This is a genomic window from Bacillus sp. sid0103 (genome assembly GCF_019219025.1).
Genome location: NZ_JAHUWN010000006.1, coordinates 242,125 through 268,293 on the forward strand (window position 1 = coordinate 242,125; position 26,169 = coordinate 268,293).

20 protein-coding genes and 1 pseudogene are annotated in these 26,169 nt (G+C 39.0%); 18 read left to right on the forward strand and 3 right to left on the reverse strand.

What is annotated here, in order from left to right; translation table 11 throughout:
• The first annotated feature begins 101 nt into the window (after positions 1-101).
• From KW850_RS09430 to cysI, 7 genes and pseudogenes are all read left to right on the forward strand, one after another.
• Positions 102-329, forward strand: coding sequence for a hypothetical protein (locus KW850_RS09430; RefSeq protein WP_218347302.1), 228 nt, complete (start codon positions 102-104; stop codon positions 327-329).
• Between the two features lie 161 nt (positions 330-490).
• The gene (gene adhE, locus KW850_RS09435) at positions 491-3,094 is read left to right on the forward strand and encodes a bifunctional acetaldehyde-CoA/alcohol dehydrogenase (RefSeq protein ID WP_218347303.1); all 2,604 of its coding nucleotides are present in this window, start codon (positions 491-493) and stop codon (positions 3,092-3,094) included.
• 78 nt (positions 3,095-3,172) lie between these two features.
• Positions 3,173-3,700 carry a hypoxanthine phosphoribosyltransferase gene (gene hpt / locus KW850_RS09440; protein ID WP_218347304.1) on the forward strand — a complete coding sequence of 176 codons (528 nt, stop codon included), beginning with the start codon at positions 3,173-3,175 and terminating at the stop codon, positions 3,698-3,700.
• Between the two features lie 93 nt (positions 3,701-3,793).
• Positions 3,794-4,297, forward strand: coding sequence for a DinB family protein (locus tag KW850_RS09445; protein ID WP_218347305.1), 504 nt, complete (start codon positions 3,794-3,796; stop codon positions 4,295-4,297).
• Positions 4,298-4,781: 484 nt separating this feature from the next.
• A pseudogene (gene ftsZ, locus KW850_RS09450) lies at positions 4,782-5,730 on the forward strand (cell division protein FtsZ); the annotation flags it as partial.
• A 575-nt stretch (positions 5,731-6,305) separates the two neighbouring features.
• Positions 6,306-8,126 (forward strand): assimilatory sulfite reductase (NADPH) flavoprotein subunit, encoded by a 1,821-nt coding sequence (locus KW850_RS09455; protein WP_218347307.1) that lies wholly within the window; start codon positions 6,306-6,308, stop codon positions 8,124-8,126.
• 24 nt (positions 8,127-8,150) lie between these two features.
• Positions 8,151-9,869: an assimilatory sulfite reductase (NADPH) hemoprotein subunit gene (gene cysI, locus KW850_RS09460; protein WP_218347308.1), complete on the forward strand. Its 1,719-nt coding sequence runs from the start codon at positions 8,151-8,153 to the stop codon at positions 9,867-9,869.
• A gap of 151 nt (positions 9,870-10,020) precedes the next feature.
• On the opposite strand, the gene KW850_RS09465 is transcribed toward cysI, so the two are convergent.
• The gene (locus KW850_RS09465) at positions 10,021-10,470 is read right to left on the reverse strand and encodes a S1 domain-containing RNA-binding protein (protein WP_218347309.1); all 450 of its coding nucleotides are present in this window, start codon (positions 10,468-10,470) and stop codon (positions 10,021-10,023) included.
• A gap of 116 nt (positions 10,471-10,586) precedes the next feature.
• Positions 10,587-11,636 (reverse strand): CdaR family transcriptional regulator, encoded by a 1,050-nt coding sequence (locus KW850_RS09470; RefSeq protein ID WP_218347310.1) that lies wholly within the window; start codon positions 11,634-11,636, stop codon positions 10,587-10,589.
• A gap of 260 nt (positions 11,637-11,896) precedes the next feature.
• On the opposite strand from KW850_RS09470, the gene dapA reads away from it, so the two are divergent.
• The 9 genes from dapA (at position 11,897) to KW850_RS09515 (ending at position 21,067) form a co-directional block, all read left to right on the forward strand.
• Complete coding sequence (dapA, locus tag KW850_RS09475) at positions 11,897-12,799, forward strand: 4-hydroxy-tetrahydrodipicolinate synthase (RefSeq protein WP_218347311.1); 903 nt, start codon at positions 11,897-11,899, stop codon at positions 12,797-12,799.
• A gap of 18 nt (positions 12,800-12,817) precedes the next feature.
• Complete coding sequence (locus tag KW850_RS09480; RefSeq protein WP_218347312.1) at positions 12,818-14,143, forward strand: gluconate:H+ symporter; 1,326 nt, start codon at positions 12,818-12,820, stop codon at positions 14,141-14,143.
• 74 nt (positions 14,144-14,217) lie between these two features.
• The gene (gene garR / locus KW850_RS09485; protein ID WP_218347313.1) at positions 14,218-15,105 is read left to right on the forward strand and encodes a 2-hydroxy-3-oxopropionate reductase; all 888 of its coding nucleotides are present in this window, start codon (positions 14,218-14,220) and stop codon (positions 15,103-15,105) included.
• An 87-nt stretch (positions 15,106-15,192) separates the two neighbouring features.
• Positions 15,193-16,545: a glucarate dehydratase gene (gene gudD, locus KW850_RS09490; protein ID WP_218347314.1), complete on the forward strand. Its 1,353-nt coding sequence runs from the start codon at positions 15,193-15,195 to the stop codon at positions 16,543-16,545.
• Positions 16,546-16,697: 152 nt separating this feature from the next.
• Positions 16,698-17,828 (forward strand): glycerate kinase family protein, encoded by a 1,131-nt coding sequence (locus KW850_RS09495; RefSeq protein WP_218347315.1) that lies wholly within the window; start codon positions 16,698-16,700, stop codon positions 17,826-17,828.
• Between the two features lie 179 nt (positions 17,829-18,007).
• A complete protein-coding gene (locus KW850_RS09500; protein ID WP_218347316.1) occupies positions 18,008-18,703 on the forward strand; it encodes a FadR/GntR family transcriptional regulator in 696 nt (231 codons plus the stop codon).
• A 123-nt stretch (positions 18,704-18,826) separates the two neighbouring features.
• Positions 18,827-19,810, forward strand: a complete 984-nt coding sequence (locus tag KW850_RS09505) for a proline dehydrogenase family protein (protein ID WP_218347317.1) — start codon at positions 18,827-18,829, stop codon at positions 19,808-19,810.
• A 76-nt stretch (positions 19,811-19,886) separates the two neighbouring features.
• A complete protein-coding gene (locus KW850_RS09510) occupies positions 19,887-20,024 on the forward strand; it encodes a hypothetical protein (RefSeq protein ID WP_218347318.1) in 138 nt (45 codons plus the stop codon).
• Positions 20,025-20,239: 215 nt separating this feature from the next.
• Complete coding sequence (locus KW850_RS09515) at positions 20,240-21,067, forward strand: dienelactone hydrolase family protein (RefSeq protein WP_218347319.1); 828 nt, start codon at positions 20,240-20,242, stop codon at positions 21,065-21,067.
• Positions 21,068-21,231: 164 nt separating this feature from the next.
• Here KW850_RS09515 and KW850_RS09520 read toward each other — a convergent pair whose 3' ends face one another.
• Positions 21,232-21,657 (reverse strand): hypothetical protein, encoded by a 426-nt coding sequence (locus KW850_RS09520; RefSeq protein WP_218347320.1) that lies wholly within the window; start codon positions 21,655-21,657, stop codon positions 21,232-21,234.
• Positions 21,658-21,959: 302 nt separating this feature from the next.
• On the opposite strand from KW850_RS09520, the gene KW850_RS09525 reads away from it, so the two are divergent.
• Both KW850_RS09525 and KW850_RS09530 read left to right on the forward strand, forming a co-directional pair.
• Positions 21,960-23,120, forward strand: coding sequence for a hypothetical protein (locus KW850_RS09525; protein ID WP_218347321.1), 1,161 nt, complete (start codon positions 21,960-21,962; stop codon positions 23,118-23,120).
• A 142-nt stretch (positions 23,121-23,262) separates the two neighbouring features.
• Entirely contained in the window at positions 23,263-25,584 is a 2,322-nt protein-coding gene (locus KW850_RS09530; RefSeq protein ID WP_218347322.1) for a SpoIID/LytB domain-containing protein, read from the forward strand.
• The last annotated feature ends 585 nt before the right edge of the window (positions 25,585-26,169 follow it).

A 26,169-nucleotide genomic window follows, 5' to 3' on the forward strand; every position in this document is an offset into this window, starting at 1 on the left:
ACTATAATTTACCATGATTCACACTTTGTTCAACATTTCACAAACTATTTTCCAAATTTCATGTTATGATCAATTCATAAACAAACAAGGAGTGATAAGACATGATGGTTTGTGAATGGAAAACCTTCTCGACCGATTCTGAAACTTATACAATGGAAACATTCGAAGAATCAGTTGGTGACGAATTTGAGGCAATGTATTTCAAAGAAAATGAAGATGTTCCTGCCTATATTTGGACCGTAAATTACGTGATCATTGTTAAAAAGTATTCGAAAGTTCTAACCGACATTTTATTCGAAAAGATACCGCGTAATCCTGTGTGTGAATAACAAATTGCGTAAAAATCAAGTGGAATGTTTTTATTTTTAACAGATAATGTGAAAAACTTCACAAATAAGACACCCAAAGAAAATACCAACTTGATTGTTTATATTTTTTATAAACATTTGTGAAAAATTTCACAAAAACTAAATCAAACGGAGGTATTACGATGACAGTGGTAGAAACGGCAGTTAAAGAAAAGCAAAATGTAACAAAGATGGTTAATGTTTTGGTTGAGAAGGGTCTAAAAGCCTTGGATGAATTCCGTAACTTTGACCAAGAAATGATTAATGAAATTGTCAAAGAAATGGCCTTGGCTGGTCTTGACCAACACATGCCGCTTGCGAAATTAGCGGTTGACGAAACAGGGAGAGGGGTTTACGAAGATAAAATCATCAAAAACATGTTTGCTACAGAATATGTTTATCATAATATCAAATACGATAAAACCGTTGGTATCATTAACGAAAATGAACTTGAAGGAATGATTGAAATTGCGGAACCCGTGGGAGTTATTGCGGGAGTAACACCAGTAACTAACCCAACATCGACCACTATGTTTAAAGCACTTATTTCGATAAAGACCAGAAATCCAATTATTTTTGCCTTCCACCCATCAGCTCAAAAATGCAGCAGCGAAGCGGCAAGGGTTCTTAGAGATGCAGCAATCAAGGCGGGAGCTCCAGAAAATTGCATCCAATGGATCGAAATACCATCGCTCGAAGCAACCCAAGCTTTAATGAACCACTCCAAAATTTCATTAATTCTTGCCACTGGCGGTGCGGGCATGGTTAAATCAGCGTACAGTTCAGGGAAGCCAGCTCTAGGTGTAGGACCAGGAAATGTCCCTTGCTATATTGAAAAAACGGCGAATCTTCATCAAGCAGTAAATGACTTAATTTTATCAAAGACGTTTGATAATGGAATGATTTGTGCATCTGAACAAGCAGTTATTATAGATAAAGAAATTTACGATGATGTAAAACAAGAAATGATGGCAAATAATTGTTATTTTTTAAATGAGGAAGAAAAATCAAAGGTGGAAAAATTAGTCATTAATGAACAGTCATGTGCTGTTAACGCCGCAATTGTAGGGATGGCCGCTTCTCAAATCGCTGAAATGGCAGGAGTAAAGGTTCCAGACCATACGAAGATTCTTGTTGCTGAAATAAAAGGTGTTGGACCAGACTACCCGCTTTCAAGGGAAAAATTAAGCCCAGTGCTCGCATGTTACAAGGTAGGCTGTCTCGAGGAAGGACTAAAACGAGCAGAAGAAATGCTGGAGTTCGGTGGGTTAGGTCACTCAGCTGTAATTCACACCACTGACCAAACGGTAATTCAAAAGTTTGGCTTACGGATGAGAGCAGGCCGAATTATTGTCAACGCCCCATCTTCACAAGGTGCGATTGGTGATATATATAATGCCTATATGCCGTCCTTGACCCTTGGCTGTGGAACGTATGGCGGAAACTCAGTTTCTACAAACGTGGGCACCATTCATTTGATCAACATTAAAAAAGTAGCCAAAAGGAATATAAATATGCAGTGGTTTAAAGTTCCATCTAAAATTTATTTCGAGAAAAACTCTACACAGTACTTAGCAAAAATGCCGAAGATTTCAAAAGCATTTATTGTCACAGACCCTGGAATGGTGAAATTAGGCTATGTAGATAAAGTGCTATACTATTTAAGAAAACGTCAAGATTATGTGCATTGCGAAATCTTTTCAGATGTTGAACCGGATCCATCCATTGAAACAGTGATGAAGGGTGCCGAAATGATGGCTAATTTCCAGCCTGATGTAATCATCGCATTAGGCGGCGGGTCTGCCATGGATGCAGCCAAAGGAATGTGGTTATTTTACGAACATCCAGATACTGAATTCTTTGGCTTAAAACAAAAATTCTTAGATATTCGAAAACGAATTGTTAAATATCCACATCTCGGCCAAAGGGCACAATTCGTGGCTATTCCGACGACCTCTGGAACAGGTTCGGAAGTAACTTCCTTCTCAGTGATTACAGATAAAGAAGCAAATATTAAATATCCGCTTGCTGATTATGAATTGACTCCTGACGTGGCGATTATTGATCCGCAATTTGTGATGACCGTACCTAAACATATTACTGCCGATACGGGATTGGACGTCTTGACACACGCGATTGAAGCTTATGTTTCGTGTATGGCGAATGACTTTACAGATGGCCTAGCAATTAAAGCAATCCAACTCGTATTCGAGTACCTGCCAAGAGCCTACAAAAACGGACAGGATGAAGAAGCGCGTGAAAAGGTTCATAATGCTTCAACCATTGCCGGCATGGCCTTTGCTAACGCTTTTTTGGGTATTAACCATAGTTTAGCTCATAAACTTGGTGCCGAATTCCATATTGCACATGGACGGGCGAATGCAATCCTGATGCCGCATGTTATTCGCTATAATGCAACCAAACCGAAAAAATTTACAGCTTTTCCGAAGTACAACCATTTTAAGGCTGACAAACGTTATGCTGAAATTGCCAGAATACTAGGTTTATCTGCAAACACCACTGAGGAAGGTGTAGAGAGTCTTATTCAAGCTATTATCAAACTAGCAAAAGAACTTGAAATTCCAATGAGTCTTGAAGCAAATAATATTAATAAAGTTGAGTTTGAAAACAAGGTAGACTATTTAGCAGATCGGGCATTTGAAGATCAATGCACCACAGCCAATCCAAAGCTGCCATTAGTAATAGAATTAGCCGAAATTTACCGTCAAGCATATAAAGGTGTATAATAATCATCGCCAATACGAAAAATCAAACTAATTGGTTTTTCGTATTGGCTTTTATTTTTTTAGAAGAGGGTGTATTTCGTGGCATACAGAATAAAAGATGTGATGATTTCCGAAACCGAAATTAAAGACAGAGTAAAGAAATTAGCAGAGCAAATTGAAAGTGATTTTAATAATGAAGCCATTGTTCTAATCGTTGTTCTTAAAGGATCATTTATCTTCGCTGCCGATTTGATTCGTGAGATGAAGGGGGATATCAAAATTGATTTCATCTCAGTATCCAGCTATGGAGATGAAACAGCAACAACGGGAAAAGTAAGATTACTAAAGGATCTTGATGCGAATATTACCGGTCAGAATGTTTTAGTTGTTGAGGATATAATAGACAGTGGCCTGACCTTGCATTTCTTGCGCGGCCATTTGAAATCACATAATCCGAAACAAATAAAAATTTGCACGCTGTTAGATAAGCCTGAAAGAAGGAGAGTAGACTTGCCGGTTGATTATGTTGGCTTTGTCATCCCAGATGAATTCATCGTCGGCTATGGGATTGATTATGCACAAAAGTATCGAAATCTACCATATATTTCAACGGTAGAGGAGTATTAATCAGTTTATTAATTTTAGTGGAAAATTTCTCTATTTTTAACATAAACGGTATACTTTTATTGTAAAAACTTATGAATGATGGAGGAAAGAATCATGTATACTTCTATATCTGAATTTATCGGGGAATGGAATCAAGAAGCATCCTCTACGCAAAAAGTGTTAGATGTTCTGACTGACCAATCCCTGCAACAAGAGGTATCCCCAAATGACCGTACGTTAGGGAGAATTGTGTGGCATGTTGTAGCTAGCACACAAGAAATGCTCAACGAGTTTGGCATATCTATAGAAAAAGTTGAAAATGGAAATGACGTACCATCTTCAGCAACAGTAATTGCTGATACTTTCCGCAAGGTTAGTGCTGACACAATTGACGCAGTCAAGCAGCAATGGACAGATGCATCCTTAAAAGAAATGAAGAATGTGTTCGGTATGGATATGCCAAAAGGAGTTACACTCTCTCTGTTGATTAAGCACATCATCCATCATCGCGGTCAAATGACCGTCCTCATGCGCCAAGCTGGATTAACTGTGCCAGGAGTATATGGGCCAGCACGCGAAGAATGGAGTCAAATGGGGATGGAAGCTCCCGCCTTATAAACGTACATACTGATCCTGTAAAAAGCACACTTCACAAGTGTGCTTTTTGTATGTCATAGTTTCTCCTAGTGTATTTGAACAGGTCATTCCTCTAAATGCTGACATTACGAATACTTCTTTCATTTTGAATCAAAATAGCTTGATGATATCATTGTGCTAGCATTCAGATAGAAGTGGGTTACGCTATTCTATCAATTGACTTGATATCAATCAAAGGATGTAATTCAAAAGTACTGCTTTTCAAAATAGTTTTATTAATTTAACATTTATGTTAAAATTTTCTACAAAATTCAACAAATTTATCTGAATTGAGTGTTAGCTTACTATATTAAATCCGCTATTATTTTGGTAAAATACGAATAAGAAAAAAAATAATACATAAAACAAAAGAGCATTTGTTAGTTAATCGATTGCTAGACTATATAAATCTAAGATTTTTTTAAATAGTGAGGCAAATATTAAACGGATGTGCAGGAGGATTAATATGTGGGATTTTGACATGGATATAGATCAAGTAGCTAGAATAAAAGTAATTGGTGTTGGCGGCGGCGGGAATAACGCTGTCAATCGGATGATTGAGGGCGGCGTTCAAGGTGTCGAATTTATTGCAGTCAATACAGACGCGCAAGCACTAAACCTATCAAAAGCAGAGATTAAAATGCAAATTGGCGCACAATTAACACGAGGATTAGGGGCTGGCGCTAATCCAGAAGTAGGTAGAAAAGCGGTTGAAGAGAGCAGAAGGCAACTGGAAGATGTACTAAAAGGAGCAGACATGGTTTTCGTCACAGCTGGAATGGGCGGAGGTACAGGAACGGGTGCTGCACCTGCGATTGCAGAAATATCCCGCGCGCTTGGCGCGTTGACGATTGGGGTTGTGACTCGTCCGTTTGGATTTGAAGGCCGTAAACGCGCCTCAAATGCTGCAAACGGAATTGAGTTAATGAGTCAAGCGGTTGACACCTTAATCATTGTTCCTAATGATCGTCTATTGCAGATTGTTGATAAAAGAACGCCGATGATTGAAGCGTTCCGTGAGGCAGATAATGTTCTACGTCAAGGTGTTCAAGGAATTTCTGACTTAATCGCTGTCCCTGGCTTAATTAATCTGGATTTCGCTGACGTAAAGACCATTATGAGTAATCAAGGAACAGCACTAATGGGTATTGGGGTTGCTAAAGGGGATGGACGAGCAGTAGAGGCAGCCAAAAAAGCTATTTCCAGTCCATTATTAGAAACGTCAATTGACGGAGCCCAAGGGATCCTCATGAATATTACGGGTGGGAAAGATTTAAGTCTATATGAAGTGCAAGAGGCAGCAGATCTTGTCGCCTCTGCGGCAGATAAAGATTTAAATATGATTTTTGGTTCGATAATTAACGAGAATTTTAAAAACGAGATCATGATAACGGTAATTGCGACTGGCTTTGTTGATAAACTGGCACGATCTAAAAGTCCTTCTGCCCCAATCCAAAAGGATGGACCATCAAGAATCCAATTCCAAACCCAACCTATACAGGAACCGGTAAGTCAAGTTGAACCTTCGCATGATAATGGAAGCTACGGAGAAGATGTAGAGGAATCTATCGACATCCCCACGTTTTTGCGTAACCGAAACAGAAGAAATCGATAGCATTTTCTTTAATTCGGCGCTTTGATGACTAAGTACGTGACAACATCCAAAGAATTGGAAAATGTCCCAGCTCGCTGCAACATTTCGCCATTTTTTTAATAGGTTCTGTTGAGGGTGAATTTCGCATGAATATCCACTATCCATTAACAGAGCCTTTTATTTAAATGTTACGGTTATATAATCAATCATCCTAAACAAGGAATTAGATTTTAATCGTTTAATTCGTTAAAACCGACTTGACTTATAGGAATAGTAAAACTATTATTATATTAATCATTTTTTGACTGAAAAGTTTGTATTATAAGAATTGTTGAAACAAGTCATGATAAATAAATGATCACGATAAGTTATTAATCCTTAGTGAGGTGGATTTTGGTGCAACTTCAAGTATTGAACAGTCCTTTTAATCAGGAGCAGGCAGAGCTTCTAAACCGCATTCTGCCTACGTTGACAGAATCACAAAAAGTTTGGCTGAGCGGTTTTTTGGCAGCAGCCCAATTCTCTTCGGTTACAGGGGCAGGGAATGTACAGGTAGCAGAACTATCTAGTGCTAACACGGCTCCGACTATTTCAAAAGATGTGACCATCCTTTTTGGTTCACAGACAGGAAATGCTCAAGGACTTGCAAAGAAGGCTGCCAAGAAGCTTGAGGCAGATGGTTTTCAAGTAACTGTCTTAGCGATGAGCGATTTTAAACCTAACAATTTAAAAAAGGTCGAGAATTTACTGATCGTCGCAAGTACCCATGGAGAAGGTACACCGCCTGATAATGCCCTGTCCTTTCATGAATTTCTACATGGTAAACGGGCTCCTAAACTAGATCATCTACGCTTCTCTGTTTTGGCACTGGGTGACAGTTCGTATGAGTTCTTTTGTCAAACAGGAAAAGATTTTGATAAACGTTTAGAGGAACTAGGCGGTTTAAGACTTTACCCGCGCTTTGACTGTGACCTTGATTACGATGAACCAGCAGCTGAATGGCTTGCGGGAGTTCTTAGTAACTTAAAAGAAGGAGACGGAGGCAGCCAAGTTCCATTACAAGAACAGGTAACTCAGATTGTAGAATCTACCTACTCCAGATCTAATCCATTTAGAGCAGAAGTACTTGAAAATATTAATCTGAACGGCCGTGGCTCGAATAAAGAAACGCATCACCTCGAGTTGTCGCTTGAAGGGTCAGGTCTTACTTTTGAACCTGGTGATAGTCTAGGTATCTATCCAGAAAATGATCCTGCGCTTGTTACCTTACTCTTGGAGGAAATGAACTGGGATCCAGAACAACTGGTAACTGTGAATAAAAAGGGAGAAAGTCTCCCACTTAAAGACGCACTTATCTCTCACTTTGAAATTACGACATTAACAAAACCGTTGATTGAGAAGGCTGCTCGCCTTTCTGCTAATCAAAATTTACAGGAACTTCTCTCTCCAGGTAATGAAGAAAAATTAAAAACGTACATTGATGGCCGTGATTTACTTGATTTATCCCGAGATTTCACTCCATGGATTGGATCGGCGCAAGAGTTTGTCGACATTCTTCGGAAAATGCCGTCCCGACTATATTCGATCTCGAGCAGTTTAGCAGCTAACCCTGATGAAGTGCATTTAACAATCGGAGCTGTACGTTATGAAGCACACGGACGTGAACGAAAAGGCGTTTGTTCGATTCAGACAGCGGAGCGTCTGCAGCCAGGTGATACTGTGCCAGTGTATATCCAACATAACGACAACTTTAAACTGCCAAAGAATCCAGATGCCCCAATAATTATGGTTGGTCCAGGGACTGGTACAGCACCGTTTCGTTCCTTTATGCAAGAGCGCGAAGAAATCGGCGCTGAAGGGAAATCTTGGTTTTTCTTCGGGGATCAGCATTTTGTGACAGACTTCCTTTATCAAACAGAATGGCAAAAATGGCTGCAAAACGGCGTATTGACGAAAATGGATGTTGCCTTTTCACGTGATACGGCTGAAAAAGTGTATGTCCAGCACCGCATGCTTGAGCATAGTAAAGAGTTATATGAATGGCTTGAAGAAGGTGCGCACCTATACATTTGTGGGGATGAAAAAAATATGGCCCATGATGTTCATAAGACATTAATTGATATTATTGAAAAAGAAGGCAGCTTAAGCCGTGAAAAAGCGGTAGAATATCTAGCCGAGATGCAGCAGCAAAAACGTTATCAGCGTGACGTATACTGATTTGGGATGGAAAGGAGTTTCACCATGGTTAATCAAATTTTAAAAGCGCCTGAAGGCCTGCCAAGTGATGTAGAAGGTATTAAAGAAAGAAGTAATTATTTGCGCGGGACTCTTAAAGAAGTAATGCAAGACCGGATAAGTGCCGGAATTCCTGATGATGATAACCGGCTAATGAAACATCATGGCAGTTACTTACAGGATGATCGCGACCTCCGTAATGAGCGTGCCAAACAAAAACTTGAACCTGCGTATCAGTTTATGTTACGTGTCCGTTTGCCTGGAGGGGTTGCTTCTCCTGATCAATGGCTCGTAATGGATGATCTTGCTGATAAATATGGAAATGGAACTTTGAAACTGACCACTCGTGAAACGTTCCAAATGCATGGAATTTTAAAATGGAATATGAAAAGCACAATTCAGGGGATTCATCATGCCCTTATGGATACCATTGCTGCTTGCGGCGACGTCAATCGTAATGTTATGTGTTCTTCAAATCCAGATCAGTCTGAGATTCATGAAGAAGTATATGAATGGTCTAAAAAGCTGAGCAATGAATTACTGCCGCGCACAAGAGCGTATCATGAAATTTGGCTGGATGAAGAAAAAGTAGCAGGAACACCGGAATTCGACGAAGTCGAACCAATGTATGGTCCGCTGTACTTGCCACGGAAGTTCAAAATCGGAATCGCTGTGCCGCCAGGAAATGATATTGATGTTTTTTCACAGGACCTTGGCTTTATTGCGATTGTGGAAGATGGAAAACTAATCGGTTTTAACGTAGCAATTGGTGGCGGAATGGGAATGTCGCACGGGGATACTGCTACTTATCCACAGCTTGCAAAAGTGATTGGCTTCTGTAAACCTGAACAATTATATGATATAGCCGAAAAAACGATTACGATTCAAAGGGACTACGGAAACCGATCTGTCCGTAAAAACGCTCGTTTTAAGTACACAGTCGATAGATTAGGTTTAGAAACTGTTAAGGCTGAGCTCGAACATCGCCTTGGTTGGAATTTAGATGAAGCAAAGCCGTACCATTTTGACCATAATGGTGACCGTTATGGATGGGTCAAGGGAGTAAAAGGAAAATGGCATTTCACGCTGTTTATTGAGGGCGGACGTGTCGCTGATTTTGATAATTACAAGCTTAAGACCGGCTTGCGTGAAATCGCAAAGGTCCATACCGGCGATTTTCATCTGACGGGAAATCAGAACGTTATTATTTCAAATGTCTCCACTCAGAAGAAGAAAAAAATAAACGACCTTATTGAGCAGTACGGTTTAACTGATGGTAAGCATTATTCAGCACTGCGCCGCAGTTCCATGGCATGCGTTGCGCTCCCAACCTGTGGCTTGGCGATGGCAGAGGCAGAGCGCTATTTACCATCATTAATTGATAAAATTGATACGATCGTGGATGAAAATGGACTAGGCGATAAGGAAATTACGATCCGTATGACAGGGTGTCCGAATGGCTGTGCTCGACATGCCCTTGGGGAAATTGGTTTTATCGGGAAAGCACCAGGAAAATACAACATGTATCTTGGCGCTGCTCATGATGGCAGCCGTTTAAACAAGATGTACCTTGAAAACATTGGCGAAGAAGAAATCTTAAGCGAACTACGCGTTTTACTTTCTCGATATGCGAAAGAACGTGAAGTGGGCGAGCACTTCGGTGATTTTGTCATTCGTGCCGAGATTATTAAAGCTACCACGGACGGTATCAATTTTCACAATTAATAAATAATCACAAAAAGGCAGGGAGGTATTCCTGTCTTTTTTGTCATGGTAAAAGGTGTCCAATGAAGAACATCTGCATAAAAAAAGCAAACACGGTGACATATGCCATGTTTGCCTTTTCGTATCTATTAGTAGTATTTAAAACGATGCGTTATCCGCGTCTTCCGCCTCTGCCGCCCCGTTTAGTTTCAGTGCTGCGTTTTAAGGTAGATAAATTTTCTTCACTAGACTTCAAAAATTTCGCGATTTTATCTTCGAAATTTTCCTTTGGTTTAAAATTGCTCTTTGAACGGAAATCTTTAGAACGGTTATCTACTCTTCCCTGACGTGGTGGACGTTGGGAATAAGACGAGGTTTGTCCTTCGGGCTTATCTATAGCTTTTTTGATGGATAAGGCAGTCTTTCCGTCCTTCTCACTAATTACTTTAACTTCAATTAGGTCGCCAACCTTTAAATGGTCGTTTACGTCTTTTACATAGCTGTCTGCTACCTCACTGATATGAACTAGCCCTGTTGTTCCACCTGGCAATTCTACGAATGCTCCAAAACTAGTGATGCCTGTTACTTTACCTTGAACCTTAGTACCTACCTCGATTGACATAAAAAAATGTTCCTCCTCAATAATGTTAAAACCACTTTATTATAACAAATATCTAGCATTAATATCAATATCGCTCAGAAAATAAAATTTCATTACATTTTTCCATCTGATGGTTTTTAGTCAATAGTTGAATATTTTATTTTATGAAGCACATATCCTGTGAAGAGTTGGAATAAATCAATAAAATTTTTGGGATTTTTGTTGGTTAACAACTCGATTTTTTGCAAACGATAAGCTAAACTGTTGCGATGAATATGGAGTTCTGCTGAAATAGCATTCATATCACCACTATTCTCAATAAAGCTAATCAAAGTCTCTATTAGTTCTATACCTTTTGGACTTGACTCAAGTTCACGATAAAAGTTGCTGATTTCTTCAAATTCGATATCCTTATTAGTTAAGTAGTCAATAAATTTTAAGTTATGATAAAAACAGTGGTATTCAGTCAGTCTTAGTTTCTCGGCAATCTCAATTGCTCTTTTGGCTTCATGGACAGATTTACCGATGTGTAAATGACTTGTACCTATTCCAATCCTCGTATTATTTTTTGAGATAAAATCTTCGAGTCTCTTTAGAATATCACTAGTAACAGGAACAATAAATAACATTGCATTTGGACTTAGCCGGAAACAGAATTCCTGATCTAGTAAATACGGCTCTTTAAGACTGTTTCCTTTTACAATGACTGCTATTCTATCAATATCGAGTTTAATCCCCACAGCTTCTCCGCTATTAATAAATGCTTGGTCATAGTCATCCGTTCGAAAAATCCAATGATACATAAACTCCTCTTTCATTTGCTCTTGAATTCTCCGCTCTTTATATAAAAATTCTTGGTTGATTAATAACTCAGCTGTCACACGAACTAAGTCAGCAAATGGCTCAACAATCATAGGCTCGCCGCTGAGACCGATGACGCCAATAATCTTATTTCTAAATTGGATGGGAATGTTGACGCCAGGTTTTGCTGCTCCATCTGAACTATAGACCGAAACAAGTTTCCCTTGTTCGATGGCAGCAACAGCTCCATGGTGATAGGTGCCAATTCGACCTTGATCACCGCTGCCAATAATTAACCCAATCTCGTCCATGATATTTACGTTATAGGGAATTACCTTCATTACTTTATTAGCAATCTCTTGAGCTAGCGCCTTATTAATTTTCATATTGTACCTCCGCAATTATGTAACGTGGAATTGAAATCGAACAAAACTTTAGTTATTTGCACAAAAAATTATTGAATAAATCATTAATTTGAATGATGATTTATTTGTAAGACAATTATACAATATAAATGTAAACGGTTACTTGAAAGAAGGAAGAAAATTTAAAATTGCTAGAGTTTTTGTAACAAATTAGTCACGTTCGCATCATGAAAGAATTTGGAAAAAAACGGTGTATTACAATGAAGATTTGGAGGGGTACGATGTTTAAGCCAAAAGGAGTTATACCTGCCTTAGTCACACCATTGGACAAGTCCGGAAATTTAATGGAAGATGCTTTAAGACAATTAATCGATTACACCATTTCAGGCGGTGTCCATGGGCTGTTTATTTTAGGAAGCAGCGGGGAGATTTATGGATTAACACATGAACAAAAACGCCGTGTTGTAGAACTAACGGTTGAACACACAGCTAAAAGAGTTCCAATTTATTGCGGAGCAAGTGAAATTACGACTCGAGATTGTATCCAAACTGCAAACATGGTAAAGGAAATAGGAGGGGTGTCCGCATTATCTGTCCTTACTCCCTATTTCTTGACACCGAATCAAAGTGAGTTGGTTGACCATTTTACAGCGATTGCAAAGGCAACGGACTTACCTATTATCCTGTATGGAAATGATGCACGCACACAGGTGAAAATTGATGTTAAGTCTTGCGAGATTTTAAGCAAGATTGAAAACATTATCGGGATCAAAGACAGCAGCGGAGATATGACGAAAATGGCTGAATATCTTCGCGTAACAGACCGGGAGACATTTTCGGTTCTGGCCGGCCGCGACACTCTTATTTACTCAGGTCTTTGTCACGGAGGAACGGGCGCTATTGCTAGCACAGGAAACATTGCTCCAAAATTAGTATCAGAGATTTATAATACCTTTATCGCGGGTGACCAACAAAAATCACTAGAACTGCAATTAAAGCTCTCTCCATTACGATTATGTGTCGATAAAGCGACCTTCCCTGTTGTGTTAAAAGAAGGATTGAAAATGGTCGGCATTGATGTTGGTTATGCATTAGCACCCGCTGGTGAGATGAGTCCTGAAAGTAAACAATTACTAGCAAGTGTATTGAAAGATTTAGAATTATATCAAACTATTAATTCCTAGCGGAAGGAAGAAAAGACTATGCCATTAGTATATGTTGCATTAGCCGTTGCCCTCATACTTATTTTAATGATCCCACTCAAAATAAATGGATTTATTGCCTTAATCATCGCTGCTATATTCGTAGGTTTTCTCCAAGGGATGCCAATGGACAAAATGATGGAATCCATCGCCGGTGGAATTGGCGGACAACTGGATGATCTGATTTTGATTTTAGGATTTGGTGCAATGTTAGGATCGGTTATGGCTGATGCCGGTGCCGCTCAACGAATTGCAAATACATTAATTGGGAAAATGGGAATTAAACGAGTACAAATCGCGATGCTGATTGCAGCTTATATCCTCGGGATCACAATGTTCTTTGAAGTTGCATTTGTTCTATTGATTCCATTAGTATTCACCATTGCACGTCAAACAAAATTAAATTTACTTTGGGTTGCTATTCCAACATCGGTTGGTTTATCGACAACACATAGTTTCCTGCCACCACATCCAGGACCAGCAGCAGTAGTAGGGGTTTTCGGATCAAGCATGGGTCTAACATTATTATATGGTCTTATCATTGCCATTCCAGTAGGTTCTTTCATCGCCTTGATGTGGCCAAGGTTACCTTTTGTTAAAAACTTAAATCCAAGTATACCAGAAGGTCTTGGAAGTTCTAAAATTTTTAAAGAAGAAGAAATGCCAACCTTCATATCAAGCATTACAGCTGCACTGGTTCCAGTAATTCTTATGGCAATATTAGCAGTATGTGAAATCGCTTTACCCGAAGAAAACAGGTTCAGACATGCAATGGAATTCTTTGGCTCAGCCCCAATCGCATTAATGATTGCACTTTTACTTTCTTTCTATCTTCTTGGAACGAGAGTTGGACGTCCGTTAAAAGATGTCATGCAATCTTGTGCAAATAGTGTGAAACCGATGGCAATGATTATCCTTGTTATCGGGGCTGGTGGTGCCTTCAAACAAGTTCTTGTTGATAGCGGAATCGCTGACTATATCAAGGAATTAACCAATGGATGGGATATTTCACCAATTATACTTGCATGGTTGATTGCAGCACTATTACGTATCGCACTTGGTTCAGCAACCGTTGCTGTTATGACAGCAGCTGGAGTGGTTCTCCCAATTGCTCAAGCTTCCGGTATTAGTATGGAATTAATGACGCTTGCAGTAACTTGTGGTAGTATCGCTTTCTCTCACGTAAACGATCCTGGTTTCTGGATGTATAAAGAATATCTAAACTTGTCTGTTGGTGAAGCAATTAAAACAAGAACAACGTATACAACTGCACTCGCAATCCTTGGTTTAATAGGTGTATTAATTCTTAATATGTTTGTTGGCTAAAAATTAATTAAGTATAACTTGGAAGTAAAAACCTAATTTTTACTTCCTCACAAATTCTATACCCGGAGGAATAAATGATGAAAATTGGATTTATTGGTCTTGGAATTATGGGGAAACCGATGAGTAAAAATTTGATCAATGCAGGCTATCAATTAATAGTAAGTGATTTTAATAAAACGGCTGTAAAAGAACTAGAAGCATTAGGAGCGGAAATCGGGTTTACTCCGAAAGAGATCGCTGAAAAATCTGATATCGTTATCACAATGCTGCCCAACTCTCCGCATGTAAAAGAAGTTGCATTGGGAGAAAACGGATTAATTGAAGGGGCTCACGCAGGATTAGTTTATATTGATATGAGTTCGATTTCCCCTGGTGTATCCCGTGAAGTGTATCATGTCTTAGCTGAAAAAGGCGTGGATATGCTGGATGCTCCTGTGAGCGGCGGAGAACCTAAGGCCATTGATGGTACGATGTCTGTCATGGTTGGCGGTAAAGTAGAAGTTTTTGAAAAATGCAAAGAGGTTTTAAGTGAGATGGCTGGTTCAGTGGTCTTGGTTGGTGAAATTGGGGCTGGAAATATTACCAAACTAGCAAACCAAGTCATTGTTGCCCTTAATATCGCAGCAGTTTCCGAAGCATTCGTTTTAGCACAAAAAGCGGGTGTAGATCCAGCAGCTGTATATGAGGCTATCCGTGGCGGTTTAGCTGGGAGTACCGTTCTGGATGCAAAGGGTCCAATGATGTTAGATCGCAATTTTGACCCTGGTTTTAGAATTAACCTTCATATTAAAGACCTTACCAATGCACTTGAAACTTCACATGACTTTGGGGTCCCACTGCCATTAACATCATCTGTTCTTGAAATGATGTATGCCCTTAAAGTAGATGGCCATGAGTTCGAGGATCACAGCAGTCTAGTGAAATTTTATGAAAAGTTAGCTAATGTTGAAGTAAGCCGCTAGTTATTACCGAAGGTGAGGGAAGAGTTTAAATAAGGACCTTCTCTTACCAATAAAAAAACTATTAAACTATAGATTGGAGACATCCCGATGAATACTGTTCAGAAGTTAGTAAATGTTACTCCAGTTGTAACTGATATGTCTGTTTATGCGGTTGCTGGCCGTGATAGTATGCTATTAAACTTAAGTGGTGCACACAGTGCTTATTTTACACGTAATATTGTTATCCTTAAAGACAGCAACGGGAATGTTGGTGTTGGAGAAGTCCCTGGTGGTGAAGGGATTCGTAAAACATTAGAAGATGCCAAACCAATAGTTCTGGGATCATCAATTGGTAACTATAATAATATCTTAAATCAGGTAAGAAAAACGTTTGCTGGTCGTGATGCCAGCGGACGCGGATTGCAAACTTTCGATTTACGCATCACCATTCATGCGGTAACAGCAATTGAAGCTGCACTATTAGACCTTTTAGGAAAGCATTTAAATGTACCAGTTGCAGCCCTTTTAGGTGAAGGTCAACAGCGTGATAAAGTAAAAACACTCGGTTATCTGTTCTACATTGGAGACCGTAATAAGACGGATTTACCTTATTATGGTAATACGGAGGCGGAAGATGAGTGGCACCGTATTCGTCATGAAGAAGCTTTAACACCTGAGGCTGTTGTCCGGCTTGCAGAAGCCTCTAATAAGCGCTATGGATTTAAAGATTTTAAACTAAAAGGCGGTGTGCTTGAAGGCAAAGAAGAAATAAAAGCAATCATAGCATTAAAAGAACGTTTCCCAGATGCTAGAATCACCCTAGATCCGAATGGGGCATGGTCTTTAAAAGAGGCAGTGGATCTTTGTAAAGATATGCATGGAATTCTTACCTATGCAGAAGATCCATGTGGTGCCGAAAATGGCTACTCAGGCCGAGAGATTATGGCCGAATTTAGAAGACAAACAGGTCTTCCAACAGCAACAAATATGATATCCACTGATTGGAGACAAATGGGTCATACGATTTCCTTGCAATCCGTTGATATTCCACTTGCTGACCCACACTTTTGGACCATGCAGGGATCGGTCCGCGTAGCACAAATGTGCAATGATTGGGGACTAACATGGGGTTCCCACTCTAACAATCATTTTGATATCTCACTTGCGATGTTTACACATGTTGCTGCAGCAGCACCTGGTGAGATTACTGCGATTGATACCCACTGGATTTGGCAAGAAGGGACAGAGCGCCTAACAAAAGAGCCATTCCAAATTGTTGATGGGGATATCACACTTCCGGACAAGCCAGGCCTAGGGGTGGAAATAGATATGAATCAAATTATCAAAGCTAGTGAATTGTATAACAATATGGGTCTAGGCTCACGTGACGATGCTGTCGGTATGCAATTCTTAATTCCTGGCTGGAAATTCGATAATAAACGTCCTTGTTTAGTTCGATAACATAATTAGGGTGGCTGTGAGGTCACCCTCGTTTTTTCATACAAATAAAAGTTGAGAATACAGTAAGAAAACCATAAAATTTGTGTATCGGAGTCATGTTACAATTTTATAAAAAAATGTTTTTCTACTTTAAATATAAAGGACAGATGGGTATGAAGTTTGTGTTAGCGCCTGATTCATTTAAGGAAAGTATGACGGCGAAAAAAGCTGCCCTTGCCATGGAAAAAGGAATCCTTAAGGTGTTCCCTGATGCCGAATGCGTGATTGTTCCTATGGCGGACGGTGGAGAAGGAACTGTCGAGTCACTTGTAAGTATGTCGAATGGGGAAATGATTAAAACAGAAGTCATAGGACCATTAGGGGAAAAAAGAATCGCTGAATATGGTCTATTAGGAGAAGGGCAAACAGCTGTGATAGAAATGGCAACAGCAAGTGGCTTAGAATTGATCCATCCTAGAGATCGTAATCCATTAGTAACCACCACTTTTGGAACGGGTCAATTAATTAAACATGCCCTTGATAAGGGGGTTAGCCGCATCTTAATTGGCATCGGCGGGAGTGCAACCAATGACGGCGGGGCTGGGATGCTCCAAGCACTTGGCGTCTCACTTAAAGATCAGAATGGTGAAGAACTTTCTTATGGCGGCGGGGCTTTAGGTCGATTGCACTCCATCGATGTCAGTGGATTGGATGAACGAATATTCGCAGTCAAAATTGATGTAGCCTGTGATGTCACCAATCCTCTCATTGGGGTTAATGGGGCATCTGCTATTTTTGGCCCGCAAAAAGGGGCAAGCCCTGAGATAGTAAAACTACTTGATCGGAATTTATCTCTTTATGCAAACTTAATCAAACAAAAACTAGGTAAAGAAATTGCCTTTATGGAAGGGGCCGGAGCGGCTGGCGGATTAGGTGCCGGGTTAGTTGCTTTTCTAAATGCTCAGTTAAAAAAGGGTGTCGAACTAGTTATTGAATATACCGGTCTTGAAGAGCGAGTCAAGGGTGCAGACTATGTTTTTACAGGCGAGGGAAGTATTGACGGCCAGACTTTATATGGGAAAACACCCTATGGGGTTGCATGCATTGCTTTAAAACATTCGGTTCCTGTCATAGCATTTGCAGGCCGAATCGGAAATGGTGTCGAACCATTATATGATCATGGATTTAATGCCATTATTGGGATCTTGCCAGGTGTGACCAATTTAACAGAAGCTTTGGAAAAAGGGGAAACCAATTTAGCCTTCGCTGCGGAAAATATATGCCGAGTGATAAAACTAAAATAAATGGCCCTGGAGCTGGATTCAGACAACATTTTCATTGTTTTCGACTATAATTTCCTATAAAAACAAAAGCAGCTGTCGAAATTTCGGCAGCTATTTTTTATATCAATTGTAGAAAGCTGTCGATAACAGGTATAATATCAGTAGTTCTACAAAAAGATTAAAATCCAAGGAGCGAGAAGATGGTTGGTTCTCCCAAAAATATAACTGTTGAATCAGTAAATCGAAATACTCTATCCAAGCAAGTTGTCGAAAGTATTATCCAATTATTAATTAGTGGGCAGATGAAACCAGGAGACAAACTCCCGACTGAAATGGAACTGATGGAAAAGCTTGAGGTGAGCCGGCCTGTTTTACGAGAGGCTCTTAGCTCACTCCATTCACTAGGTGTTATTTCCCGTAAAACGCGTGAAGGTACTTTTTTTAACAATAAAATCGGCAGTCATCCTTTTTCCGTTATGCTAGCACTAGCGCATGATAATATTCCAGCTATGGTGGAAGCACGAATGGCCTTAGAATTAGGCTTAGTAACGATGGCCGCGGAAAAGATTAATAATGAGCAACTTAGCGAATTAAAACAAACGATTGATTTTATTGCAAACTGTACAGATGACAACTACGGGGAAGCGGATAATGAATTTCACCGAATTATTGCCTTTAGTGCAAATAATCCGATCGTGGAAGGAATGATTGATTCCTTACATATCACACTTAGAAAAATTGACAGCCAAATTAAAGTACGAGAACGGGAAAGAACCCTTGAGCATCATTTGGCCATATACGATGCCTTAGTTAAAAGGGATCCCTATCAAGCATTTCATGCGATGTATGTACACCTTAATTATGTTCGTGAAAAAGTATTAAAACAAAATCTCTAACACGGAATTACCTTTTTTTGTAATCCGGTGTCAGGCACTTTATGTTGGAAAATTCGCAAAATAATTTTTATTGAAAGCGTATGCTATAATGATGGTAAAAACAACAGCAAGGGGATAATCACTATGTTGAAAGACATTTTTATGGGTTTATCACAAAATCAATTTTTGAATAGTACAGCTAAAAAATACGGTTTAAAATTAGGTGCACAAACTGTCGTAGCTGGTACTAATATACCTGAAGTAATCCAAAGTATAAAAGAACTCAACGCACATGGAATTTCATGTACGGTAGATAACTTAGGGGAATTCGTTTTTAAAGAAGAAGAGGCCACTGAGGCAAAAGAACAAATTTTGAAGGTTATCGACGCCATTCATGAGCATAAAGTGGATGCACATATTTCTTTAAAACCGACGCAGATAGGTTTAGATATTGATTATCAATTCTGTTTAAATAATATTAGAGAAATTGTTGATAAAGCACATCGATATGATATTTTTGTGAATATTGATATGGAGGATTTCAAACATTTAGAGCCTACTTTTAATTTATTAGATGACCTTTCGTTGGAGTATCAAAATGTAGGTACCGTGATTCAATCTTATTTTCATAAAGCACAAGAATATCTTGAAAGATATGAGAACTTCCGTATTCGTCTTGTTAAAGGTGCCTATAAAGAGTCAGCAGAAATTGCTTATCAAGATAAGAAGGATATTGATGCGAACTTTATTAAAATTGTTGAATGGCATCTATTAAATGGAAAATTCACTTCCATTGCAACACATGACCATCGAATCATTAATCATGTGAAAGAATTTGTAAAGAGACATGATATTCCGAATGATAAATTCGAATTTCAAATGCTATATGGTTTTAGAAAAGACATGCAGTTACAATTGGCAAGTGAAGGCTACAACTTCTGTACCTATGTTCCTTTCGGCAATGACTGGTACGGTTATTTCATGAGACGTCTAGCTGAACGACCTCAAAACCTAAATCTTGTTGCTAAGCAAGTCTTTAACAAAAAAACGAACACGGTGCTTGGTGTCGCAGCAGGGGCATTTTTATTAGGAAGATTGACAAAGGCTGACAAGAAAAAACACCGCTAATGATTTAAAGCGCATACAAACTTTTATTTAGAAAACTCTCAACCTTCCATCCAAATAGATGGGAGGTTTTATTTTTATGGCTATGTTAGAGCATATTGTTGATTTTGGCACCCTGTTGATTGGAGAGGAAGGCGCGAAGACTCCTGCGGGAGGACGGGGCAGGGGAGACCCCGCAGAAGCGCAGCGACGAGGAGGCTCCACGGACCGCCCGTGAACCGCCCGCGAACCGCACGCGCCTGGAACGGAAATCAACAGGCAAGTTTAACAGAGCGATTTTTATAAGGACAACGCCACAAAAAATAGCCATTGGACTTCTTCTTTATTAATTTGTATAGTCCTTTTTATTTTAATTTGGATACTGAATATGTTAAATTATGAAGGAATTGTTATTATTATCGGTTCAGAAACTATTAAGCAATGGGGTGTACTATGTCGTTACAATCTGAATGGCAATCTGTAAAGGGAACAAATGGGGAGATTCGTGCATATATTTCTTCAATAGAGCCGGTAACTGAACCCAGACCAACCATACTCGTTATCCAAGAAGTATGGGGAGTAGATTCGCATATTCAAGATGTTGTCGAGCGGTTTGCGGGAGCAGGTTACGTTGCCATCGCACCAGATTTATTTGCAGATAATGGCGTGCGACCAGAGGAACTTAGTGTGGAGAGGATGGTTGAAGCGAAAAGCTTTTTACATTCCATCCCACATACATCATGGTTCAATCCAAATGACCGTGAAAGTGCAATATTACAGCAGCCTTCTGAAAAACAGGAGACACTTCGCACCACGCTAACAACACTGTTTGGAATGTTAGATCCTAGTAAATCTGAGAGATTCATCCGAGTCCTAAAGGATACAGCAGACTATGCACGGAATTCATTCGAAAAGACAAAAGGAATGCCGGTTACTTCTGTTGGCTTTTGTTTAGGTGGAGCACTCTCGGCTGCACTAGCAACACAGGATCCTAATCATGCGGGATCAGTTGTATTTTACGGACGTCCGCCACAACAAAATATTGATAACATCGAATGTCCTGTGCTCGGACTTTATGGCGGGGAAGATAAGAATATAACTAACTTGATTCCTGCTTTCGAAGCAGAAATGAAGAAAAAAGGTAAAACATTTGAAGCAATTGTCTATCCTAATGCGCACCATGCCTTTTTTAATGATACAAACCCGACCTTTAATTCTAATTATGCAAGAGATGCATTTGCAAGGACTTTGACCTTTTTGAATAGAGTAACAACTACTTAGCTTGTTTTAATCCGAACCGAAGTATATTGATTACTAACTACACTATTTAAAAAGTACTGTTCAAACTCTTTGAATGGTGCTTTTTGTTTTTTGGGAAAAGGACTTCGCCTTTAAAGAAAAAAGGCACCTAGCCTTTGTTAGTAAGTTTATTAACAACAAAGGTGTTAGGCACCTGGCTTAACTGCATTATAGGAGAAATTACTGTCATCCCATTGAAAGATTCCTTCTTGAAGTTTGATTGTTACGTCAAAAGGGCGGGTAATCGGTAAATTACCGTCTTGAGGAATTTCGTCAATGCTGCTATAGTTTTGATCGATTAATTGCTTCTTAAGATGAAGCATATCTAGTTTTGAAGCAACACGTATGATTTTATCAAGAGTCAACTTCTTTTCACTAATCCCATGGCTGTTACATATGCTTGTCTGAAAGCTTTTATTGTACTGGAGCATCATGTGCAAATCATTTATGCTCGCCACACCAAAAACCTCTTTAATTACATCCTCATAGCGCAGCTGGGTGCCAGTTGCGAATTTAATAATATTCTTTTCAGGATTTTCTAAGAAATAAACCGTTTCGATAAAATCTTCCATGAAAACACCCTTCCTACTTAATAAATTCTCTTACGGATCATTGTTGAAGAAATGTGAGGTCTTTTAAACTGATAAGGAATTTTTCCCATCCGGTCACTCGCAGAATACCGCATGTAGTTTTATTATATCATATATTCATTTTAGTTGCTGACTTTCCTCGATACTTGTAGAAATTTGTCGGAAAATATAGAGGTGAGAAAAGGAGTGGGTATTTTCTCCTTGTAAAATTATAGATTATTATGTAAATTTTGATATAATGATATAGTCATATTTAATCAGAATATAACTTTAAAGGAGGAAAAATGAGATTTTTTGTTAGAATTTTTGTTTACACTATGGTATTAGCACTATTTTTCCCATTGATTATTCCTAGTGAAAAAGCCCTAGCAGCAACATGTATAGGCTTAAGTCCCATAACAGATCCTGTTGCACTTAGGATGGAAAAGGGAGAAATGGTTATTTGGGAGGATGTTCATCCAAATTTACTTTCGGCAAAAATAAAATATGAACAATTGCTTAAATCCAAAGGCTGGAAGATTAAATATAATTCTGCTTATCGACCCTATCAATATCAAAAACACTTTTATGAAATTATCACAGGTGTTTCATCAAAGTGTAAACGGTCTGAAAGAAGCAAGCACGAGCTGGGGTCTTTGGTGGCGAAACCTAGTACAAAAGCACCGCATACGAGAGGGATTGCATTTGATGCCATTATCTTTGATAAAAAGGGAAGGCCGTTAAATGGAATGCACTATGTAAGCAGTTCACTTGTAAAGGTAGCAAAGCAAGCTGGTCTTAAATTTATTAGTACAAGCAGAGATGGCGTTCATCATGAACTAATAAATACTTCTATGTCAAAACTCAATGCCAGGGTTCCATCACCTGTACAAACTACCTATCTAGTAAAAGGGAAGATAACTTATAAAACAGGACTTGAAGTAAAAAACTTCCCCTATAATGCCGCACCAAAAATAGGCAGGGTGATGATAAAGGACAATGTCGTGATAGCCGCAAAATCGGGTAATTGGTATAAAATTAAATTTGGAAAAGGGTATGGATGGATTAAAAGTGGAAATGAAAACCTTTCTTTGCTTCCTTATTTGCCAATCATATCAAATCTAGTGATTAAATATGAAGTTAATTTATTTGACGAGCCTGCCATAGCATTCAAACAAACCGGAATGATTGTCCCACAAACCGTAAATGTAATGAAGAAAAACGGAAATGGCTGGTACTTTATCAATACAACATCAGGGGCGAAATGGATTTTTATTAATCCTAGACCATTGAAATATCTTCAACTAAACAAAGTAGAAAAATTGTACAGTAAGCCGTCCACTTCTACTAAATCAAACGGTCAGATTACACCTCGAAAAGTTAAGGTTTTAGTTGACAGGGGCGATGGCTGGTATCAAATTTCAACAACTTCGGGTGCTAAATGGGTTAAAATTACTGCCCGCTAATAAAAATTCACCAATTTGGTGAGTTTTTTTACGTTTAATCTAGGACTTATGACTTACCATTATTATCAAGTTGTTAATTAATAGCTTCATAAAGTATTATTTTTATATAAAAACCTCATACGCTTATGAATGGAGAATCATTTTGAAAAAATTGCTTGCAGGGTTACTGACCCTTTTATTACTATTTAACATGCTGAATTTAGGTGTTTCAGCTGATAATATTGAACCTAAAATCAAAGTCAAATTGGTTAATTATCTTGGAAATAAAACCGAGATTACGATAAAGCCATCAGGTAATTATTTGGTTGAGGATTCAACAGTCCAGTTAACTACTGGCAAGTCATATCTCGTAAAATATGATAGTACAAAAATAACGATACTAGATGGAACCACACCGTTATTTTCCTCAGAAAACGTAAAAATAATCCCAGCTAAAGAAACGGACTATGTATCTATTAACAATCTGAAATATCTAGGTTCATTTCAATTTGTTCCTGAGAATTCAAAGTATGTTCGGCCTATTAACGAAATCTATATAGAAGATTATTTAAAAGGTGTTGTCCCTTCTGAAATGTATGCCAGCTGGAATCGCGAAGCCTTAAAAACGCAAGCAGTAGCGGCTCGAACCTATGCACTATCTTATAAATCAGTAATCATTGATGATACGATTAATTATCAAGTCTACGGTGGTTATAATTGGAATGCAAATAGCTCAGCGGCAGTGGATGAAACAAGAGGTGAAGTCCTCAAAGTAAATGGACGACTAATTAGTGCTGTTTTTTCTGCAAGTAATGGTGGAAAAACAGAATCGAATGCCAATGTTTGGGGATCGTCACCCGTTTCATACTTAACAATTAAAGAAGATCCCTTTGATGCCAAAACAGCTTGGAAATTCTCCGTGAATAAACAACAATTTAATCCAGCCAACTTGTCATGGAGTCAAATGAAAGAGAAAGATACGACCATTACCAATACGATTAAGGCGTGGATGTCCACTCATGGCTTTGCCGGAAAAGAAATAAAAATAACGGCCATTCCTGTCTTAAACTTACACACCCCGACATCGGGCGGACGTGTATCAAAAGGGAATATTACGGTTGACTTTTTCACAAAGGATAAAGTGGACGAAGATGGCGCTTTTATCCCGCAAAAAGTAGAATACAATAATGTAGCAGCATCACAGATTCGTGCCATGGTTGGCAATCGGATGATGTTGAGCTACCTGGTTTCAAACATCACTGATACGAACGAAACCATAACGGTATCAGGCTTGGGTGATGGCCATGGTGTCGGTTTAAGTCAATGGGGTGCGCAGAACCGTGCCGAAGACGGACATCAAAAATACAACGAGATTCTTGCCTTTTATTATAATGGGGCATCTATTGTAAAGGAATATGGTGTCAGACCACAGCCGGTGGTTCAAGATACAACTGAACAAACAACGGATGGAACTACGGAACAGGCACAACCGGAAACGAGCGAACAAACGACTGCAGGAACTACGGAACAGGCACAACCGGAAACGAGCGAACAAACGACTGCAGGAACTACAGAACAGGCACAACCGGAATCAGGTGAACAAACAACAGCAGGACTCACAGATCAACCGTCAACAGTTGAGCCATCAGCAGGAGATGCTAAAGTAGAAGAACCTGTTGCAGTAGAACCTGCTGTACCAACCCCGGTTGTAGATAAAACCGCTCCTACATTAAGTGAAGTCAAAGTAAATGTTGATAATTTGAAAAATAAAGCAATTGTAAGCTTTAAGATGAATGAGAAAGCAAAAGTTACTATTTATCTTAAGGACAGCAACGGCAAAATCTTCACCTATTTATTAAAAGATGCAGTAACAGGAGCAGGCACGATTTCCAAAGAATACAACAGTTATTCTTTATCTAACGGAAAATATTATGCAGGGATCATCACCGTCGATATGAGTAATAACAAATCTTCGACATTGCCATCCTTTGAAATAAAAAAAGACAAGACTGCTCCCAAATTCAGCAGCGTTAAGGCAAGCGTAGATAACATCAAAAATAAAGCAGTTATTTCTTTTAAAACTAACGAGACGGCAAAAGTAACTGTATATATTAAAAACAGCTCCGGTAAAATCCTAAGTTACTTGAAAAAAGATGTGTTAACCAAAGCAGGGACTATCAACCAAGAATACAAAACAACATCACTAGGAAATGGTAAGTATACGGTTGTGATATCTGCCACAGACACAAGTAAAAACCGTTCAAGCGTAACAACTACTTTCAATGTGAAAAAAGTTGTTAAAACAAAAACCGGAAAAGTGACCGTGTCAAGACTGAATGTACGTTCATCAGCTTCTACCAAAAGCAAAGTGATTGGTTCATTAAAGAAAAATCAAACAGTAACAATTGTCTCAACAAGCGGATCATGGTATAAAATCAAATATGGTAAAACAACAGGTTATGTATCTAAATCATATATAAAATAACTAACTTCTTGCAATGCAGATATATGCGGAGAAGCTTAGTCAATAATCTAAACGGAAAGAATGGCTCGAAGATTACTTCAAGCCATTCTTTTTTTGCTGTTTTGGGATGGATTTTTCTATTTGAGAAGTATCCTATCGTTGCTGGGGAATTCGGCCTGTTATGGGAAAATTCCAGGTAGTCGTGTCTGAATCGGCATTGAATTCGGACAGGATGAAACGATTTTGAGGAGAACGTGTCCGAATTGGTATCATATTCAGTCAGGATAAAGCGGTATCCGAATAGGTATCGTATTCAGACAGGCTGAACGGATTTCCGGTAATCATGTCTGAATAGGCCCCACATTCAGACAACATGAAGCAATTTCCAGGTAAACCTGTCTGAATAGGCCCCACATTCAGACAACATGAAGCAATTTCCAGGTAAACTTGTCTGAATAGGCCCCGCATTCAGACAACATGATTGAGTCCATATAATTGTGTAAAAAGAAAATGAGTCAAATTAATTCCTCATGGTTACAATGTTAACGGCGAAGAAAACAATGTGGAGGAATTAATTATGACTCAAATACAGTTTAACCTAAATAT

Bases quoted from the DNA above. Each gene is read 5' to 3' on its own strand.
- KW850_RS09430 (WP_218347302.1), top strand. From the start codon at position 102: ATGATGGTTTGTGAATGGAAAACCTTCTCGACCGATTCTGAAACTTAT.
- adhE (WP_218347303.1), top strand. From the start codon at position 491: ATGACAGTGGTAGAAACGGCAGTTAAAGAAAAGCAAAATGTAACAAAG.
- KW850_RS09445 (WP_218347305.1), top strand. From the start codon at position 3,794: ATGTATACTTCTATATCTGAATTTATCGGGGAATGGAATCAAGAAGCA.
- cysI (WP_218347308.1), top strand. From the start codon at position 8,151: ATGGTTAATCAAATTTTAAAAGCGCCTGAAGGCCTGCCAAGTGATGTA.
- KW850_RS09465 (WP_218347309.1), bottom strand. From the start codon at position 10,470: ATGTCAATCGAGGTAGGTACTAAGGTTCAAGGTAAAGTAACAGGCATC.
- KW850_RS09470 (WP_218347310.1), bottom strand. From the start codon at position 11,636: ATGAAAATTAATAAGGCGCTAGCTCAAGAGATTGCTAATAAAGTAATG.
- dapA (WP_218347311.1), top strand. From the start codon at position 11,897: ATGTTTAAGCCAAAAGGAGTTATACCTGCCTTAGTCACACCATTGGAC.
- KW850_RS09480 (WP_218347312.1), top strand. From the start codon at position 12,818: ATGCCATTAGTATATGTTGCATTAGCCGTTGCCCTCATACTTATTTTA.
- garR (WP_218347313.1), top strand. From the start codon at position 14,218: ATGATGAAAATTGGATTTATTGGTCTTGGAATTATGGGGAAACCGATG.
- gudD (WP_218347314.1), top strand. From the start codon at position 15,193: ATGAATACTGTTCAGAAGTTAGTAAATGTTACTCCAGTTGTAACTGAT.
- KW850_RS09495 (WP_218347315.1), top strand. From the start codon at position 16,698: ATGAAGTTTGTGTTAGCGCCTGATTCATTTAAGGAAAGTATGACGGCG.
- KW850_RS09500 (WP_218347316.1), top strand. From the start codon at position 18,008: ATGGTTGGTTCTCCCAAAAATATAACTGTTGAATCAGTAAATCGAAAT.
- KW850_RS09505 (WP_218347317.1), top strand. From the start codon at position 18,827: ATGTTGAAAGACATTTTTATGGGTTTATCACAAAATCAATTTTTGAAT.
- KW850_RS09510 (WP_218347318.1), top strand. From the start codon at position 19,887: ATGGCTATGTTAGAGCATATTGTTGATTTTGGCACCCTGTTGATTGGA.
- KW850_RS09515 (WP_218347319.1), top strand. From the start codon at position 20,240: ATGTCGTTACAATCTGAATGGCAATCTGTAAAGGGAACAAATGGGGAG.
- KW850_RS09520 (WP_218347320.1), bottom strand. From the start codon at position 21,657: ATGGAAGATTTTATCGAAACGGTTTATTTCTTAGAAAATCCTGAAAAG.
- KW850_RS09525 (WP_218347321.1), top strand. From the start codon at position 21,960: ATGAGATTTTTTGTTAGAATTTTTGTTTACACTATGGTATTAGCACTA.